Annotated in this window: 16 protein-coding genes; 14 read left to right on the top strand and 2 right to left on the bottom strand. The window is 52.5% G+C overall.

Going from position 1 to position 16,398, the window contains the following annotated elements; all coding sequences use genetic code 11:
• The first annotated feature begins 17 nt into the window (after nucleotides 1–17).
• The 13 genes from flhA (at nucleotide 18) to JQC75_RS11680 (ending at nucleotide 13,016) form a co-directional block, all read left to right on the top strand.
• Nucleotides 18–2,117 (top strand): flagellar biosynthesis protein FlhA, encoded by a 2,100-nt coding sequence (gene flhA / locus JQC75_RS11740; protein WP_203324274.1) that lies wholly within the window; start codon nucleotides 18–20, stop codon nucleotides 2,115–2,117.
• Nucleotides 2,118–2,129: 12 nt separating this feature from the next.
• On the top strand, nucleotides 2,130–3,521 hold the full coding sequence (flhF, locus tag JQC75_RS11735; protein ID WP_203324273.1) for a flagellar biosynthesis GTPase FlhF: 1,392 nt from the start codon (nucleotides 2,130–2,132) through the stop codon (nucleotides 3,519–3,521).
• Nucleotides 3,522–3,525: 4 nt separating this feature from the next.
• The gene (locus tag JQC75_RS11730; protein WP_011760394.1) at nucleotides 3,526–4,407 is read left to right on the top strand and encodes a MinD/ParA family protein; all 882 of its coding nucleotides are present in this window, start codon (nucleotides 3,526–3,528) and stop codon (nucleotides 4,405–4,407) included.
• Nucleotides 4,400–5,119 carry an RNA polymerase sigma factor FliA gene (locus tag JQC75_RS11725; RefSeq protein WP_203324272.1) on the top strand — a complete coding sequence of 240 codons (720 nt, stop codon included), beginning with the start codon at nucleotides 4,400–4,402 and terminating at the stop codon, nucleotides 5,117–5,119. The genes JQC75_RS11730 and JQC75_RS11725 overlap by 8 nt, the downstream gene beginning before the upstream one ends.
• A 44-nt stretch (nucleotides 5,120–5,163) precedes the next feature.
• Nucleotides 5,164–5,547 (top strand): chemotaxis response regulator CheY, encoded by a 384-nt coding sequence (cheY, locus tag JQC75_RS11720; protein ID WP_011760392.1) that lies wholly within the window; start codon nucleotides 5,164–5,166, stop codon nucleotides 5,545–5,547.
• Between the two features lie 13 nt (nucleotides 5,548–5,560).
• Entirely contained in the window at nucleotides 5,561–6,298 is a 738-nt protein-coding gene (locus JQC75_RS11715; RefSeq protein WP_203324271.1) for a protein phosphatase CheZ, read from the top strand.
• A gap of 15 nt (nucleotides 6,299–6,313) precedes the next feature.
• A complete protein-coding gene (locus JQC75_RS11710) occupies nucleotides 6,314–8,581 on the top strand; it encodes a chemotaxis protein CheA (protein ID WP_203324270.1) in 2,268 nt (755 codons plus the stop codon).
• Nucleotides 8,582–8,611: 30 nt separating this feature from the next.
• Nucleotides 8,612–9,721 (top strand): protein-glutamate methylesterase/protein-glutamine glutaminase, encoded by a 1,110-nt coding sequence (locus JQC75_RS11705; protein ID WP_203324269.1) that lies wholly within the window; start codon nucleotides 8,612–8,614, stop codon nucleotides 9,719–9,721.
• Nucleotides 9,714–10,145 carry a membrane anchored protein in chemotaxis locus gene (locus JQC75_RS11700; protein ID WP_203324268.1) on the top strand — a complete coding sequence of 144 codons (432 nt, stop codon included), beginning with the start codon at nucleotides 9,714–9,716 and terminating at the stop codon, nucleotides 10,143–10,145. The genes JQC75_RS11705 and JQC75_RS11700 overlap by 8 nt, the downstream gene beginning before the upstream one ends.
• A gap of 22 nt (nucleotides 10,146–10,167) precedes the next feature.
• Nucleotides 10,168–10,959: a ParA family protein gene (locus JQC75_RS11695; protein WP_203324267.1), complete on the top strand. Its 792-nt coding sequence runs from the start codon at nucleotides 10,168–10,170 to the stop codon at nucleotides 10,957–10,959.
• Nucleotides 10,943–12,040 carry a chemotaxis protein CheW gene (locus tag JQC75_RS11690; protein ID WP_203324266.1) on the top strand — a complete coding sequence of 366 codons (1,098 nt, stop codon included), beginning with the start codon at nucleotides 10,943–10,945 and terminating at the stop codon, nucleotides 12,038–12,040. Before JQC75_RS11695 ends, JQC75_RS11690 begins: the two co-directional genes overlap by 17 nt.
• Nucleotides 12,041–12,047: 7 nt before the next feature.
• A complete protein-coding gene (locus tag JQC75_RS11685; RefSeq protein WP_011760385.1) occupies nucleotides 12,048–12,542 on the top strand; it encodes a chemotaxis protein CheW in 495 nt (164 codons plus the stop codon).
• 72 nt (nucleotides 12,543–12,614) lie between these two features.
• Nucleotides 12,615–13,016 (top strand): DUF2802 domain-containing protein, encoded by a 402-nt coding sequence (locus tag JQC75_RS11680; RefSeq protein WP_203327210.1) that lies wholly within the window; start codon nucleotides 12,615–12,617, stop codon nucleotides 13,014–13,016.
• A gap of 124 nt (nucleotides 13,017–13,140) precedes the next feature.
• Here JQC75_RS11680 and JQC75_RS11675 read toward each other — a convergent pair whose 3' ends face one another.
• Together JQC75_RS11675 and JQC75_RS11670 are read right to left on the bottom strand one after the other, a co-directional pair.
• Nucleotides 13,141–13,446 (bottom strand): EscU/YscU/HrcU family type III secretion system export apparatus switch protein, encoded by a 306-nt coding sequence (locus JQC75_RS11675; RefSeq protein ID WP_420832824.1) that lies wholly within the window; start codon nucleotides 13,444–13,446, stop codon nucleotides 13,141–13,143.
• Entirely contained in the window at nucleotides 13,446–15,299 is a 1,854-nt protein-coding gene (locus JQC75_RS11670; RefSeq protein WP_203324265.1) for a hypothetical protein, read from the bottom strand. Before JQC75_RS11670 ends, JQC75_RS11675 begins: the two co-directional genes overlap by 1 nt.
• Nucleotides 15,300–15,590: 291 nt before the next feature.
• Between JQC75_RS11670 and JQC75_RS11665 the strand changes: the two genes are divergently transcribed.
• On the top strand, nucleotides 15,591–16,355 hold the full coding sequence (locus JQC75_RS11665) for an MlaA family lipoprotein (protein WP_203324264.1): 765 nt from the start codon (nucleotides 15,591–15,593) through the stop codon (nucleotides 16,353–16,355).
• Nucleotides 16,356–16,398 lie beyond the last annotated feature (43 nt).

Raw genomic sequence — 16,398 nt, 5'->3', positions numbered from 1 at the left:
ATTTTGGGTAGCGTCTGATGGATGTCATGGGCCAACTGGGTCAAATCAAAAAAATGAAACCGGCAAACCTGCAGGGCTTAGGCACCCCGGCATTGGTGCTTGCGGCCCTGGCGATGATAGTGCTGCCCATGCCGGCATTTCTGCTCGATATCCTGTTCTCATTTAACATTGCCCTTGCGCTGGTGGTACTGCTGGTTGCGATTTACACCAACAGACCATTGGATTTTGCTGCTTTCCCGACGGTTTTGCTGGTGGCGACGCTGCTGAGACTGGCGCTGAACGTTGCTTCTACCCGGGTGGTACTGCTTGAAGGTCACAATGGCCCTGATGCGGCCGGTAAGGTGATTGAAGCCTTTGGCTCTGTGGTGATAGGCGGCAACTACGCTGTGGGTCTGGTGGTGTTTTTAATCCTTATCATCATCAACTTCGCCGTGGTCACCAAGGGCGCCGGACGTATTTCCGAGGTGAGTGCCCGCTTCACTCTGGATGCCATGCCCGGTAAACAGATGGCCATCGATGCTGACTTGAATGCCGGTCTAATCAATCAGGAACAAGCCCGTACCCGCCGCGCCGAAGTAACCAAAGAAGCCGACTTTTACGGCGCCATGGACGGTGCGTCCAAGTTTGTGAAAGGCGACGCTATCGCCGGGATCATGATCCTGGTGATTAACATCCTTGGCGGCTTTGTTATCGGTATGGTGCAGCACGATCTGGCCTTTATGGATGCAGTAGAAATTTATACTCTGCTGACCATAGGTGACGGCCTGGTGGCCCAGATCCCTGGGCTTTTGCTCTCCATTGCCGCAGCGCTGATGGTGACCCGCCAGAACGAAGAAGGCGATATGGGTGGCATGGTGATGAGTCAGATGTTTGACAATCCCAAGTCGCTTGGCATTGCCGCTGGGGTGCTTTTTGTGATGGGCATAGTACCCGGTATGCCCCACCTTGCGTTTTTAACCTTTGCAGCGGCCACAGGCGCCGGCGCCTATTTCCTCAATAAACGCATAGAGAAGCGTAAGCAGCAGGCCCTTGAAGCCGCAGCAAGCGGCAGTGTCGAGAAGCTGGATAATTCTCCCAAGGAGCTCGGGTGGGACGATGTGCGCCATGTGGATACCATAGGGCTTGAAGTGGGTTACCGCCTGATCCCGCTGGTGGACAAGGGGCAGGGGGGAGAACTCCTGTCCCGCATCAAGGGCGTGCGTAAGAAGCTGTCGCAGGAGCTGGGCTTTTTGGTGCCCGCAGTGCACATTCGCGACAACCTGGATCTCGCCCCCAGCACCTATCGTATCTCGCTGATGGGCGTAGTGGTGGGTGAGGCCGAGATTCGTCACGACTGTGAACTGGCCATCAACCCGGGGCAGGTGTTTGGGCAACTCGATGGTGTCACGACCCGCGACCCTGCCTTTGGTCTGGAAGCGGTATGGATTGCGCCTGAGCTGCGTGAGCATGCCCAGACACTGGGGTATACCGTGGTTGACGCTGCCACAGTGGTAGCGACTCATATCAGTCAGACCCTCAGCAACAACGCCTCCAAGCTGCTCGGTTATGAAGAAGTACAGCAACTGCTGGATATTCTCGCGAAGCACTCACCCAAGCTGGTGGATGGCTTTATCCCCGATGTGATGTCCCTCGGCACCGTGGTGAAAGTGATGCAGAACCTGCTCAACGAAGGGGTGTCGGTGCGCGATCTGCGGACCATAGTCCAGACACTGCTGGAGTATGGTACCAAGTCCGGTGACACCGAGGTGCTCACGGCAGCGGTGCGTATCGCCCTTAAACGTATGATTGTTCAAGAAATAGCCGGTCCAGAGGCTGAAATCCCTGTCATAACTTTGGCGCCAGAATTGGAACAGATGTTGCATCAGTCGATGCAGGCTTCCGGCGGCGATGGTCCCAACATCGAACCCGGATTGGCCGAGCGGATGCAACAGTCACTTGCTGACGCCGCTCAGCGGCAGGAAATGGTGGGCCAGCCCGCCATACTGCTGACTTCGGGAATGCTGCGTTCGACCCTGTCGCGCTTTGTGAAATACACCATTCCCAACCTGAGGGTCATTTCCTACCAGGAAATTCCCGACGAGAAGCAGATAAGAATAGTGTCAGCTGTGGGCCAGTAAGAGGGTATAAAATTGAAAATCAAACGTTTTTTTGCAAAAGACATGCGTGCTGCTCTGGCTCAGGTGAAAGAAACCCTCGGTGCTGATGCTGTAATCATGTCCAATAAAAAAGTCACAGGCGGCATCGAAATTGTGGCTGCGGTTGATTACGATGAACCCAAGCCTTCGCCGGAGTCCAAGGTGGCTGCTACCAATCCATTTGAGATAAGCGATGACAAAGTCTCTTTGGGGGGTCGGGCTCCAGTGCGTACCAATCGTCAAAAAGTCAACGAAGCCCCTGCCGATTCGCTGCAGGCATTGCTCGAGCGCCAACAAAGCCGGATGAATCAGCAAATGGGTCACTCGGTTGAAGCGGATGATATGCCCGCCTGGGCCCGCGGCCTGGAAGCGCCGGTTGCGCCAAAAATGAAAGACACTCCCCGCCAGGCCACTTTTACGCCTGATGCCGATAAAAATCGTGCGCCGGGACGTCAGCAAATTGAACTGGATGCCATGAAAGAAGAGCTGGCATCACTGCGCAATTTGCTGACCCATCAGGTGTCTTCTTTGATGATTGAGCAGAAGAATCGTACCGATCCTGTGGGTGCCATGCTGGAAACCCGCTTGCTTGAGGCCGAATTCTCTCCCGCCGTGGCGGCAAAACTGGCAGGCTTATCCCAGCACTACAACCCTGCAGAGCTGGTTAAGGCTCTGCCACAAAGCCTGGCTAATATGCTGGATAATCAAGGCGATGATATTGTAAGACGTGGTGGGGTTGTTGCCTTTGTGGGGCCAACTGGTGTGGGGAAAACCACCTCAATTGCCAAAATTGCGGCCCGATTTGCCGCCCATCATGGTGCCGATCAGGTGGCGCTTATCACCACCGACCATTATCGCATTGGAGCCTTTGAGCAATTGGCAACTTATGGCAAAATCATGGGGTGTCCTGTAAAGCAAGCTCATGATCTCAATGAATTGCAACAAATTCTTTATCAGCTGCGCAATCGCAAGCTAGTATTGATAGATACCGCCGGTATGGGACAGCGAGATATGCGACTGGTGGAGCAATTGGACAATTTGACGGCTAACAGTGCCTTGCCGATCCGCAGTTATCTGGTATTGTCAGCAACGTCGCAACGTCGCGTGCTCCAGGATGCGGTAAAACACTTCCAGCGCATCCCTTTATCCGGCGCTGTGCTGACTAAACTGGATGAATCTGTTTCTTTGGCCGGCGCGTTAAGTGTACTTATCCAGAGTGGGTTGCCACTGAGTTATGTGACTGATGGACAAAGAGTTCCTGAGGATATGAAAGTCGCAGACACTTTGGCGTTGGCAAGACAGGCGCTTGATGCCCTGAATGAACCTGAGTATCAGGGCATCGACAACACTATGTGGTCGGAAAGCACGACCTTTGCGTTCGAGTAAAGCTATGACCCGTGATCAAGCAAGCGGTTTACGTATGATGAATCAGCCATATAACGAAAAAGTAAAAGTCATTGCCGTGACAGGCGGCAAAGGTGGGGTAGGTAAAACCAGCGTTTCCATCAATACGGCTGTGGCTCTGGCAGAAAAGGGCAAGCGGGTATTGGTATTGGATGCCGACCTGGGTTTGGCCAACGTGGATGTAATGTTAGGTCTGCGTGCCGAAAAAAATCTCTCCCATGTGTTGTCCGGTGACGCTGAACTGGATGACATTATTTTGCGTGGCCCCAAAGGCATTGGCATTGTACCTGCCACGTCGGGTACCCAGGCCATGGTGGAACTGACTGCGGCGCAGCATGCCGGGCTTATTCGCGCATTCAGTGAAATGCGCACCCAGTTTGATGTGCTTATTGTGGATACCGCAGCCGGTATCTCGGACATGGTGCTCAGTTTCTCCCGTGCTGCCCAGGATGTGTTGGTGGTGGTATGTGACGAACCGACGTCCATTACCGATGCCTATGCACTTATTAAAATCCTCAGTCGTGAGCACGGTGTGTTCCGGTTCAAAATTGTGGCAAATATGGTTCGCAGCTTACGCGAAGGCATGGAGCTTTTTGCTAAACTCAGCAAGGTTACTGACCGCTTTCTCGACGTTGCACTGGAACTGGTTGCAACAATTCCCTTCGACGAAAACTTGCGGAAATCAGTACGTAAGCAAAAATTGATTGTAGAAGCATACCCAAAATCACCTGCCGCCATTGCATACCATGGCCTGGCGAATAAGGTGATGAGCTGGCCGATACCGCAGCAGCCCGGTGGCCATCTGGAATTTTTCGTAGAACGTCTGGTACATCGTCCCGATTATCAAGAGGACAGAGCGAGTGAATAAAGCCGCGGCGTATACCTCCATGGAGAGTAAAACCTCCATCGTTGAACAGTACGCACCGCTGGTAAAAAGAATCGCGCACCATATGTTGGCCAGATTGCCGGCATCCGTACAGTTGGACGATTTGCTGCAGGCCGGCATGATTGGCCTGCTTGAGGCATCCGCCAAATTTGACGGCGGCAAAGGCGCCAAGTTTGAAACCTTTGCCGGCATTCGTATTCGTGGTGCCATGCTGGATGAAATCCGCAAAGGCGATTGGGTTCCACGTTCTGTCCATCGTAATCAGCGCAGAGTCGCCCAGGTGATAGATGAGCTGGAACAGGAGCTCGGACGTGATGCCCGGGACACAGAAATCGCCGAAAGACTTGATATGTCGATGGAGGAATACCATCATATCCTCAATGATGTTTCTGTTGGTAAAATCATAGGGATAGAAGATTTAGGCGTATCGCAGGATGTATTGGTTCCCGATGGGGAACAAACCAACGACATTTATGATGACCTGGCACAGAGCCAGTTTCAGCAGGCTTTGGCTGATGCCATTCGCCAGTTACCCGAGCGGGACGCGCTGGTGTTATCACTTTATTACGATGAAGCACTGAATTTAAAAGAAATAGGCGCCATTCTTGAGGTGAGTGAGTCGCGGGTATGCCAGATCCACAGTCAGGCCATGCTCAGGCTCAAAGGTAAGCTCAAGCACTGGACACAAGTATAAATTATTATTTGAGCAGCGAGAGTGTCAGCTCACCGGAGGAAACCTTGGACAAGAATATGAAGATTCTCATTGTTGACGACTTTTCAACAATGAGACGTATCATCAAGAACTTGTTGCGAGACTTGGGGTTTAATAACACCCAGGAAGCAGATGATGGCTCAACCGCCTTGCCAATGCTGCAAAAGGGTGATTTTGATTTTGTGGTTACCGATTGGAACATGCCGGGCATGCAGGGTATCGATTTGCTGAAAGCGATTCGCGCCGATGAAAACCTAAAGCATATTCCAGTACTGATGGTGACCGCAGAGGCCAAGCGTGAGCAGATTATTGCCGCCGCTCAGGCTGGCGTAAACGGCTATGTGGTTAAGCCTTTTACTGCTGCGACACTGAAAGAGAAGCTGGACAAGATATTCGAACGACTTGGTTGAGCAAGGATGAGCTATGCAGGCACACACATCAGGGCTCATTAGTCTCGAACAGGCACAGGAACTCGTCACACTCCTGAGTGCAGGTGAGCAGGAAAAGGCAGATTTACTGCTGAGGGATCTTGCGGTCCCCATTCAGAAAGAGCTGTTTGACGAAGTGGGTAAACTTACCCGCCAATTACATAGCGCGTTGGTCGATTTTCAGTTGGACAGCCGTCTGATGGAACTGGCCAGTATCGATATTCCTGACGCCAAAGAGCGACTGAATTACGTCATCGATATGACAGAGCAGGCAGCCAATAAAACCATGGATGCCGTCGAAGAGTGTTTGCCCCTCGCTGACGCCCTTATCAACCACATTCAAACCGTCATGCCGGCCTGGGATAAGCTCATGCGGCGTGATATCGACATTACCGAGTTCAAAAGCCTGTGCCATGACGTACAACAGCTGATGAATCGCAGTGCAATGGACTCAGAAAGACTGCGCGAGCTTTTGAATCAGATTTTAATGGCGCAGGATTTCCAGGACCTGACCGGGCAAATGATCCGACGTGTTATCGATTTGGTTCGTGAAGTCGAGAATAGCCTGGTGTCAATGTTGACCGTCTTTGGCGAGCAGCCAGCCACAGAAGTTACCCAGAAGAGTACCAGTAGCATAGAAGCGGAAGGCCCTATCATGAATGCCGAGCTTCGTCAGGATGTGGTGACTGGTCAGGATGAAGTCGATGACCTGTTGTCCAGTCTGGGTTTCTGATAAGGAGTCAATTTAATGTCATTTGATGTTGATGAAGAGATTCTGCAGGACTTTTTGATAGAAGCCGGCGAAATCCTCGAGCTTCTGCAGGAACAATTGGTTGCTCTTGAGAATAATCCGGAAGACACGGATTTGCTCAACGCCATTTTCCGGGGGTTCCACACGGTAAAAGGGGGGGCAGGTTTCCTCGGGCTTGCGCCCATGGTGGATGTCTGTCACGAATCCGAAAATACCTTTGATTTGCTCAGAACAGGTAAACGTCACGTTACCGCCGAATTGATGGATATCATTCTGCAGGCGGTGGACGCCATTAATACCATGTTCGCTCAAACCCAGGCAGGACAAGAGCAGGAGCCCGCCTCCGCGGAGTTGCTGGATAAGCTCAAGCTTCTGTCTTCAGGTGCACCCTTGCCATCAGAGGGGGGGGCAGCCTCTTCGCCCGCTTCATCTGAGCCAACGATAAGCGTCGCCGATGACATTCCCGGTGTTGAACTCTTTGGTGACCTTGAGGAGCCCGAGGCGGCCGAGCCCGCTACCCAGGCGCCTGCCATGGCTGATGACTTTCTGTTTGACTCACCCGCCAGCGATTCCAGCATCGACGAAATTAACGAAGCCGAATTTGAAGCGCTTCTGGATGCGCTGCACGGAAGCGGTAAAGGGCCTGGTGTCAGTGGGGCACCAAGCGCTGCACCAAGTACCGACAAAGGTGGCGCCAAAGCAGTACCTGCCGGTGATGAAATCACCGATGATGAGTTTGAAGCCTTACTCGATGAACTCCATGGTTCGGGCAAGTTCAAAGCCACCACCGATAAAGTGGTTGCCAAAGTGGAAGACAGCCCAGCCGACCATGTAGATACCGATGAAATCACCGATGACGAATTTGAAAAGTTGTTGGATGAACTTCACGGTAAAGGCACGGGGCCCGGCATCGCAACTGCTGCGAAACCCGCTTCGCCCGCTGCGGGTCAGCCCAAAGCGGCTGAGCCACCAAAACCCATCGCAAAACCATCGCCAACTCCAGAAGCGCCAAAACCCGTTGCTGCGGTTGAAAAAAGTCCTGCACCTGTTGCCAAAGCCGCGCCTGCGGGTGGCTCCTCCGTGCCGCAGGGCGAAACCACTGTGCGGGTCGATACGGCCAGACTGGATCAGATCATGAACATGGTTGGTGAGCTGGTGCTGGTGCGTAATCGCCTGGTCAGCCTGGGTGTGACCCGTGAAGATGAGGAAATGTCCAAGGCGCTGGCCAACCTCGATTTGGTGACTGCCGATTTGCAGGGCGCCGTGATGAAAACACGGATGCAGCCCATCAAGAAGGTATTTGGCCGCTTCCCCCGCGTGGTACGTGACCTGGCACGCAGCCTCAATAAAGAAATCGATTTGGTGCTGGTTGGCGAGGAAACTGACCTCGATAAGAACCTGGTGGAAGCCCTCGCAGACCCGCTGGTGCACCTGGTGCGCAACTCCGTAGACCACGGGATTGAAATGCCCGCCGATCGTGTGGCGAGCGGTAAACCCAAGACAGGTACCATTACGCTGTCGGCCAGCCAGGAAGGGGATCATATTCTCCTGAAAATTGAAGATGACGGCGCGGGGATGGATCCTGAGAAACTCAAGGCCATCGCGGTTAAACGCGGTGTACTTGATGAAGATGCCGCGGCAAGAATGTCAGACCATGAGGCCTACAACCTGATTTTTGCGCCAGGTTTCTCAACCAAAACCGAAATTTCCGATATTTCCGGTCGCGGTGTGGGCATGGACGTGGTGAAAACCCGTATCACTCAGCTCAACGGTACCGTGCATATCGATTCGATTAAGGGCAAGGGGACTATCCTCGAGATTAAGGTACCTTTGACGCTGGCGATTATGCCGACCCTGATGGTGGAAGTGGCCAAGCAGGTATTCGCTTTACCACTGTCGAGCGTGAATGAAATTTTCCACCTGGATTTGACCAAGACCAACATAGTTGACGGTCAGTTGACGGTCATTTTCAGAGACAAGGCCGTTCCACTCTTTTACCTTGAACAGTGGCTGAGCCGCAGCAAAACCAAGTTCAAGCATGGCGACAAAAAGCATGGCCATGTGGTGATAGTGCAATTGGGTACGCTGCAAATCGGTTTTGTGGTCGATGCCTTAATTGGTCAGGAAGAAGTCGTGATTAAGCCGCTGGGCGCTTTGCTCCATGGCACCCCGGGTATGGCCGGTGCCACCATTACGTCAGACGGTGGAATAGCGCTGATTTTGGATGTTCCCGGATTATTGAAACATTATGCCAAGCGGAAGTAGCTCCAGCGCGTGCTGTTGGCAGGAATATAAATGACAATAAAAGTATTGGTCGTTGATGACTCAAGCTTTTTCCGACGAAGGGTCAGTGAGATTGTTACTCAGGACCCGGAGTTGGAGGTAGTTGCAACGGCATCCAACGGTATGGAAGCCATTCAGATGGCCATGGAGCACAAGCCTCAGGTCATCACCATGGATATTGAAATGCCGGTGATGGACGGTATTACGGCTGTGCGCGAAATTATGGCCAAGGTACCGACCCCCATTTTGATGTTCTCCTCTTTGACTCACGATGGTGCCAAGGCGACTCTTGATGCGCTTGATGCCGGGGCATTGGACTTCTTACCCAAGCGGTTTGAAGACATTGCCACCAATAAAGACGAAGCCATCAAGCTTTTACAGCAGAGGGTCAAAGCCCTTGGCAGACGAAGGCTGTTCAGACCAATCACCTCCAGAGCCCCTGCCCCTGAACCAACGCGGCCCGCCATAGGTTCAAGGCCTCAGGTGCAATTGCAGCGGCCTCAGACGCCTGTGGCTGCGCCTGTGAGTTTGCGTGCCAGTGGCAAGCAATACAAATTACTGGCGATAGGCACCTCTACCGGTGGTCCTGTCGCACTGCAGAAAATCCTTACCCAGTTCCCCGCCAATTATCCGCTGCCTATTGTGCTTATTCAGCATATGCCTGCGGCTTTTACCCCGGCGTTTGCTCAGCGGCTCAATGGTCTTTGCCGTATTTCGGTCAAAGAAGCCGCCAGTGGCGACTTGCTGCAACCGGGCTGTGCCTATCTGGCACCCGGCGGCATGCAAATGATGATAGAAAAGGCCGGTGCCAGCGGGCGTATTAAAATAGTCGCCGGCAACGCAGATATGAACTACAAGCCTTGTGTCGACATTACCTTTGCCTCAGCCTCAAAAGCTTATGGCGGTGATGTGTTGGCCGTGGTGCTTACCGGTATGGGTGCCGATGGCCGGGAAGGCGCGCGCATGCTTAAAAATTTGGGCGCTACTGTCTGGGCACAGGATGAAGCGAGTTGTGTGGTCTACGGTATGCCTCAGGCTGTCACTGCCGCCGGGATATCCACTCAGTCCATTGGGCTTGAAAACATGGCCGAAGCCATTTTAAAAGAGTCTGGCCGTGGCTGATAAGCGCCGTGATGCCGCTGGCGGGATGACATTGGTCATCTTTTTGCTGGGGCTTTTCAGTGTGGTGATCACAGTGCTTTATTTCGATTTACGGGTAAAATACGCCCAGCTGAAAGACCGAAATGCAGAGTTGGCCGCAAGCCAGGTGCTGCTGATGGTGCCAGACAGCCAGGCAGAAGCGCTGGCCCAATGGTTGGAGACTCATCCCCGTGAGACAGAGCGTTTGCTCAAGCAGGTAGAAACCAAGGCAAACGAGGGGGATGGCGTCGCCACCGACGACTCCGTTAAGGAGACTGAAAGCATCCCCAAGGCACTGGTGCCTGAAGTTATTTCGGAAAATAGCGATGGAGTGAAAGTCATAGCACTCCCCAATGGCGGCATCAGGGTGACAACCCGTGACGAAAAAATTGAAAAAAAACAATAATCGCGTATTGAGGGCCTGAGACGTGAACGTCTGGACCATTGCAAACCAAAAAGGTGGTGTGGGTAAAACCACAACCGTAGCAAGTTTGGCAGGCCTGCTGGCCAAGCAGGGCAAGCGCGTGCTGATGGTTGACACCGATCCCCACGCATCATTGGGATATTACCTCGGTATTGATTCTGAAGAAGTGCCTGGCTCCCTGTATGATGTGTTTGTCGCCCATAAGTCCCTGACCAAAGATCTTATCAGGCAGCACACAGTACCAACCTTGGTGGAAAATCTGGATTTAATTCCGGCAACTATGGCGTTGGCGACCCTCGACCGTGCGCTGGGTCATCAGGAAGGCATGGGACTGGTGCTGCGAAACCTGCTCAAGCTGATGGAAGATGACTACGATGTGGCATTAATTGACTGCCCGCCGGTACTCGGTGTTCTCATGGTCAATGCGCTCGCTGCAAGTCAGCATATCGTTATACCGGTACAAACTGAGTTTCTGGCCATTAAGGGCCTTGACCGTATGATTAAGACCATGGAGTTAATGGGCCGCTCCAAAAATACCCGTTACAGCTATACCGTTGTGCCGACTATGTACGACAGACGCACCAAGGCCTCTCCGGCGGCGCTGGAGGCGCTGGCTCAGCAATATGGTGATACGCTCTGGCCTGATGTTATTCCGGTCGATACCAAGTTCCGCGATGCCAGTTTGGCGCATCTGCCTGCGTCGCATTACGCATCGGGTAGCCGTGGTATTAAAGCTTATGAACGTTTACTGACTTTTTTGATGGCCGGAGAATTTGACCATGTCAAAGTCAGTTGACGAAACCGTCGTTGATTTCTTCCGCTTGCTGCTGAGTGAAGATGCTCAGGCATCGGCGCAGACCGTGCTGACAGACGTATCCACCCAAGACTCCCCGGTTCTACCGCGAGAAGTCTTTGTATCAAATACCATTGCTGATGCGCGTCCCGCCGATTCGATTGTCTCTGACAAAAAGACTTTACCCACCGGTGATACCACGTCGGCGCGCAACATGCCGGCATCAGAACAGTCGATGCCAGCTTCGGCAAAACATGAGTCTGTGACAGTCAAACCCGAGTCAGCGCAGCAATCTCAAAGAGTCGCTCCCGGCTTGGACCCGCTGGATAAGGCCTCGTTGGAAAAACTGCTGGCACCGGTATTTGACGTTGTAAAACCGGTTGAGCAGCCAGCAATTGAGCAGCCAGCAATTGAGAAAAAAACCGCCTCAGCTGATTCAAAACCCGTGGTTGCAGAAGCTGCCTTCAAGGCAAAGATTGAGGTAAGACCGCAGGTTCAGGAAAAAATACAGGCCAAGGCAGCCCCCGAGGCAGCACAGCAAGTCGCCCAGGTTACGCCTGTACAATCGGCGCCACAAACACAAACCGGCGCCACGCCGCCCAGTATTACAAAAGACCTGCGTGAAGAGCTGGATGACGAATTCCAGGTACTATTCTTTAAAGTAGCCGGTTTGACCCTGGCTGTGCCCTTGGTCAGTTTGGGCGGAATAGTGAAGGTTGAACGCATCAACCACATTTTTGGACGCCCGGATTGGTTTTTAGGGGTACAGACCCACAGAGAGTCCCAACTGAATCTGGTGGACACCTGCGCCTGGGTGATGCCGGAAAAATACAATGAAGAACTGGCGCAAAACGTAAATTATCAATATCTTGTATTATTGGAAGACAGTAACTGGGGCTTGGCCTGTGAATCTTTGGTCAACTCGGTACGGATTAAGCAGTCCCAAGTCAATTGGCGCACCACGGCGGGCAAACGCCCTTGGTTGGCCGGTGTAGTGAAAGAACAAATGTGTGGCATCTTGAATGTCAGGGCATTGATCCAAATGCTCAATGCAGGTTTAGGTTGTCAGGATCCTATTAGCTGAGGTACGTATGACAGACTCGAGAAATGTAGCGGCAGTGGCTGCCGGAAAGGATGATGCGGTATTACAGTGGGTGACCTTCAGACTGGATAACGAAACCTATGGCATCAATGTGATGCAGGTTCAGGAGGTGCTGCGTTATACCGAGATTGCCCCTGTACCGGGTGCCCCCCACTACGTTTTGGGCATTATCAACCTGCGTGGCAATGTGGTTACGGTTATCGACACCCGTTCACGTTTTGGGCTGCAGCCTGCTGAAGTAGACGATTCTACCCGGATTGTGATCATCGAAGCTGAAAAGCAGGTCATCGGAATTTTGGTCGACAGTGTGGCCGAAGTGGTGTATCTGCGCCGCTCTGAAATCGACAATGCGCCAAACGTCGGCACCGAAGAGAGCGCCAAGTTTATTCAGGGCGTCAGCAACAGGGATAACGAACTGCTTATTCTGGTTGATTTGGACAAACTGCTGTCTGATGAAGAATGGGCAGAGCTTGCTCAGATTTAACGAAGTACCAAGCCACAGGCCGCCATTGGCGGCCTGTGGCGTATCTGACTCAGGGAGTTTTGTTGCTGCATGATTGAAAATGGGTTTCTGATAGCGGCCTTGGTGTATGTCGTCGCCTGTTTGGCTCTGGTGCTGTATCTGCAAAAGCAGCTGGGGAAGCTTCGTACCAAGGTGGATGCGCTGGCGCTGCTTCTTAAAGAAGCCGATAAGCAGCGGGAAGGATTCAAGCGAGAATTGCATGAGCTCAGAAGTGGCACCATAGGCGTGGGTAAGCGGGTATTGGAATTGGAAAAGCGCCTGGTGGCGCAGGACGCCAGAATTGATGAAACCCGCGAGCAGGATCCTCAGGCGAGACTTTATACCAGAGCGATGAAAATGGTCTCCCTTGGTGCCGGTATCGAAGAGCTGATGCACGAATGTGAGCTGCCACGGGCCGAGGCAGAGCTGCTGCTGCGACTTCACGGCAAAGGCTAGTTAACCGGTTGCGGATTATCGCAGTGAGAGATGGGTTATGGTTCGTTAATCAGGACAACAGCAACTATCTTTTACCCTTTGATATATAAGATATAAAAAGCTGCCACTGGCAGCTTTTTTACTCTTATACGGACGTCTTTATCTTGTTATGCATTCTTGCCCATTCTTCCGGGTAACGTCCATCCAACATATACACAAACGATAGTAGTTCAGCGATGAGGACATAAAGCTCCTTGGGGATGCTTTCGTTAAGCTCCATCAGGGTGAGAAAATTCGCCAATGCAGGGTCTTCGTGAATGTGAATACCACTCTGCCGGGCGAGGGCAATAATTTCTTCTGCCAGCAGAGCTTCGCCTTTGGCGGTTACCCTGGGGGCGCCATTACCGTCGTAACTTAAGGCTACCGCTATCTTGTCTTGTTTATTCATCATTAGGCCCTTAAATCCACGGCAAAGGCTTTGCCGGGCAGCAAACTGCCGGGCACAGTATCGTGGCGACAGGAAAGTATTGTGGTGCCAAAGCCCAATGATTGCAGATGCGTCTGCAGCACCGGGAGATAATTTCCTACACGGCTATTAAGTTTCTCCTGACTGCAGACAAGCTGTACATCCAGCGCACTGGGAGTGCGTTTGGCGTCGACCAGCAAGTCGGCATCACTCAATGAAAACTTAAGCTTGAGACGCCAGCTTTCTGCGTTGTCTTCCTGCTCCCGGCCTGCTTGTCTTTGCCAATGGCCCTCCAATTGGCGCTGCTTTTCACCCAAAAGGTAGGGCAGGCAGAAGAACCAGCCGTCCCTTGGATTGCTGGCCTCTGCATATTCGCGCCTTACCTGCGCAAGTTGCATCAGAGAGTCCAGGGTATCGTCATCGGCGAGTGCAATGGCGTCTTGTAAGTTGATCCCTGTCGCCTTAGCCGCAATATTCAGCCACTGATTCATCAGTGGGGTAAGTGAGTGCTCGCGTTTAAGGGCAGCGCCCCCAAGCAGCAATTGAAACACCATCGCCAGGGGTTGGTGAAGCACGGCATCGGCGACTGCTCCCTGACGGGCCAAAAGCTGGTTCCCATTTGCTGCGGCGATGGCCTCTTGTATGGCCATACTGCCCATGAACATGGTCACCGGCAGCGGTCTTAACAGGGCGAGTAAACGACGGGCCGCCTCTGGCGTTGTAGCCGGGGGCGCTTGTTCGGTGTCTGCCAATTTGACTTCAGGAAGTGCACCCGTTTTATCGAGATTCATTAACAGCCTTTTCCCGGCAGCGAGGTGAGTGCCTACTTGCGCTTTGAACTGTGGGTCGACGTTAGGCCCGGCATTGATCTTTTTGAGGTTCGCATCCTTGCTGTCGGTCTGCTGGTCGTTAGGCGCTTTGATCTGTAAATGCTTATCTCCCGGCACTTTGTCCGTGACCTCTGCCGTTTTGCGGCCGAACAAATCGGTCTGCTGATTTTTGGGCTCAGCAAGAGTTCCGGCTGTCACCTTTCCGGCTATGCCGGGGTCGGAAAGGGCATTAGGTGAGGTGGGTTTGCTTTCTGATATCGGGTTTGTTGCGGCTTTAATATCGTTTGGGGCAACCGGCTCCCGTGGGCTTGTTGCGGACATAGTGGGTTTGGTCGTGTTATCCGTGCTGTTGGCAGTGACTATTTGGCTGACAGCTTGCCCCGTGAGCTTCTTTTGTAACGTACTCAAAATCGCTTCTGGGGTGATTGGGGCTGTTACGAGGTTCTTCGTGACAGGAGCTGTGTTGCCACTGATGGCATCGAGGCTGACTTTCATTTCTGCCTTAATAGGGTCGAGCATGAGTTTAAGCTCGCTACCCTGAGCGATGATTCTGGCTCTCATCTGCTCAGGTTGTTGCTGTTGCAGCGCGGGTAAGGGCAGTTGATACCCGCCTTTAAAGCTCAGTTGTCCACTGGTATACCTGGCGTCGCCCAACAGGTAGCCACCGGGGGCCCTGGTCAGCGACAGTAGCTTCTCTGTATCTATGCCCAGGCGACGGATCTGTTCGGCCAAAGCGCCAGGGAAGGGGAGCAGTATGCTGGGCGCGAGTGCGACAAGTGTCGCGACGGTAAGAGATGGCGCAGCACCTTGCAGTGGAACCCTGAGCATCAGTGTTTGTCCCAGGAACCTGGACAAGTCGGCTGGCGGTTTGATGAGATAGCTGGTATTTGCCAAAGTCAGTAGGGCTGCGCCCTGTGCCTGGCTCAGTTTTACCGGCAGCAAAGTGGTTTCAGCGTTTGCGCTGGAATTGTTGGTAAGTATTGACGTCAGTGCACTGATTTGGGTCATGTTGCAGCTCGGGCGACATTGAGTCCGTCGCGGTTATGAATTAGCTTTGCGTTGGTTTGCTACGGGCCGTGACACTGAATACATCACTTCACAACGACTTCATCGCTGGCCCTGGCAGAAACTATAAGTTGCCTGCATACACCAACTTACACAATTTATCGATTGATCTTATTGTGAGGAAAAGTATGCTTAGCCGTCAAAGTAGCAGACGTGGTTCAGAGTGTTATGCTTTATTATCGTCAGCCACGGCGCTTTCTAAAGCCAATTGCGGCCTTTTGTATAGAGAGAGTTATGAAGTTGAAATGGATTGCCTTGCCATTCATGTTGTTGGCAGGCTTGGCTCAGGCAGAGCAGGACAATTCGGTCTCAGAAAAGCAGGTTGAAGTGGTTTATAACGATCCCCGCGACCCCTTCGAAGGGTTTAACCGTGCCATGTGGGATCTTAACTACAATGTGCTTGACCGCTATATCTATCGTCCCGTCGCCCACACCTATAAAGATTATGTGCCCAGTCCGGTAAAGTCGGGGCTGCATAATTTTGTCCGAAATCTTGAAGAGCCCAATGCCCTGGTGAATAACACACTGCAGGGAAAATTTGGTTGGGCAGCCAACGCCGGTGGACGTTTTGTGGTGAATTCCACCATAGGTTTGCTGGGTGTTGTTGATGTGGCCGACATGATGGGCATGCGACGCAAACAGGATGATTTTAACGAAGTTTTGGGTTACTACGGTGTGCCTAATGGTCCTTACTTTATGGCACCATTTTTTGGCCCCTATGTTACCCGTGAACTCGCGAGTGATTGGGTCGATGGACTATACTTTCCATTGTCAGAGCTGACAATGTGGCAGTCTGTGGTCAAATGGGGCATCAAAAGCCTGCATGTACGGACAGAAGCCATCGATCAGGAACGTTTGCTCGACAATGCTCTGGATCCCTACACCTTTGTAAAAGATGCATATTTACAGCACATGGACTACAAGGTGTATGATGGCAATGTACCATCAAATCAAGAAGATGATGAGCTGCTTGATGAATATATGCAGGAGCTAGAATAGCCGTCCTCAAGGGATAACTCCGGCGGAGAATCCCCCTCCTCTG

Source organism: Shewanella litorisediminis (genome assembly GCF_016834455.1).
GTDB lineage: Bacteria > Pseudomonadota > Gammaproteobacteria > Enterobacterales > Shewanellaceae > Shewanella > Shewanella litorisediminis.
Note: the sequence above shows the minus strand (reverse complement) of the source record. Positions and strands in the feature narration are given on the sequence as shown.

Coding starts and splice junctions, on each gene's coding strand:
- JQC75_RS11715 (WP_203324271.1), top strand. CDS start 5,561: ATGCAGGCACACACATCAGGGCTCATTAGTCTCGAACAGGCACAGGAA.
- JQC75_RS11670 (WP_203324265.1), bottom strand. CDS start 15,299: ATGACCCAAATCAGTGCACTGACGTCAATACTTACCAACAATTCCAGC.
- JQC75_RS11675 (WP_420832824.1), bottom strand. CDS start 13,446: ATGATGAATAAACAAGACAAGATAGCGGTAGCCTTAAGTTACGACGGT.
- JQC75_RS11710 (WP_203324270.1), top strand. CDS start 6,314: ATGTCATTTGATGTTGATGAAGAGATTCTGCAGGACTTTTTGATAGAA.
- JQC75_RS11705 (WP_203324269.1), top strand. CDS start 8,612: ATGACAATAAAAGTATTGGTCGTTGATGACTCAAGCTTTTTCCGACGA.
- flhA (WP_203324274.1), top strand. CDS start 18: ATGGATGTCATGGGCCAACTGGGTCAAATCAAAAAAATGAAACCGGCA.
- JQC75_RS11690 (WP_203324266.1), top strand. CDS start 10,943: ATGTCAAAGTCAGTTGACGAAACCGTCGTTGATTTCTTCCGCTTGCTG.
- JQC75_RS11730 (WP_011760394.1), top strand. CDS start 3,526: ATGACCCGTGATCAAGCAAGCGGTTTACGTATGATGAATCAGCCATAT.
- JQC75_RS11685 (WP_011760385.1), top strand. CDS start 12,048: ATGACAGACTCGAGAAATGTAGCGGCAGTGGCTGCCGGAAAGGATGAT.
- JQC75_RS11665 (WP_203324264.1), top strand. CDS start 15,591: ATGAAGTTGAAATGGATTGCCTTGCCATTCATGTTGTTGGCAGGCTTG.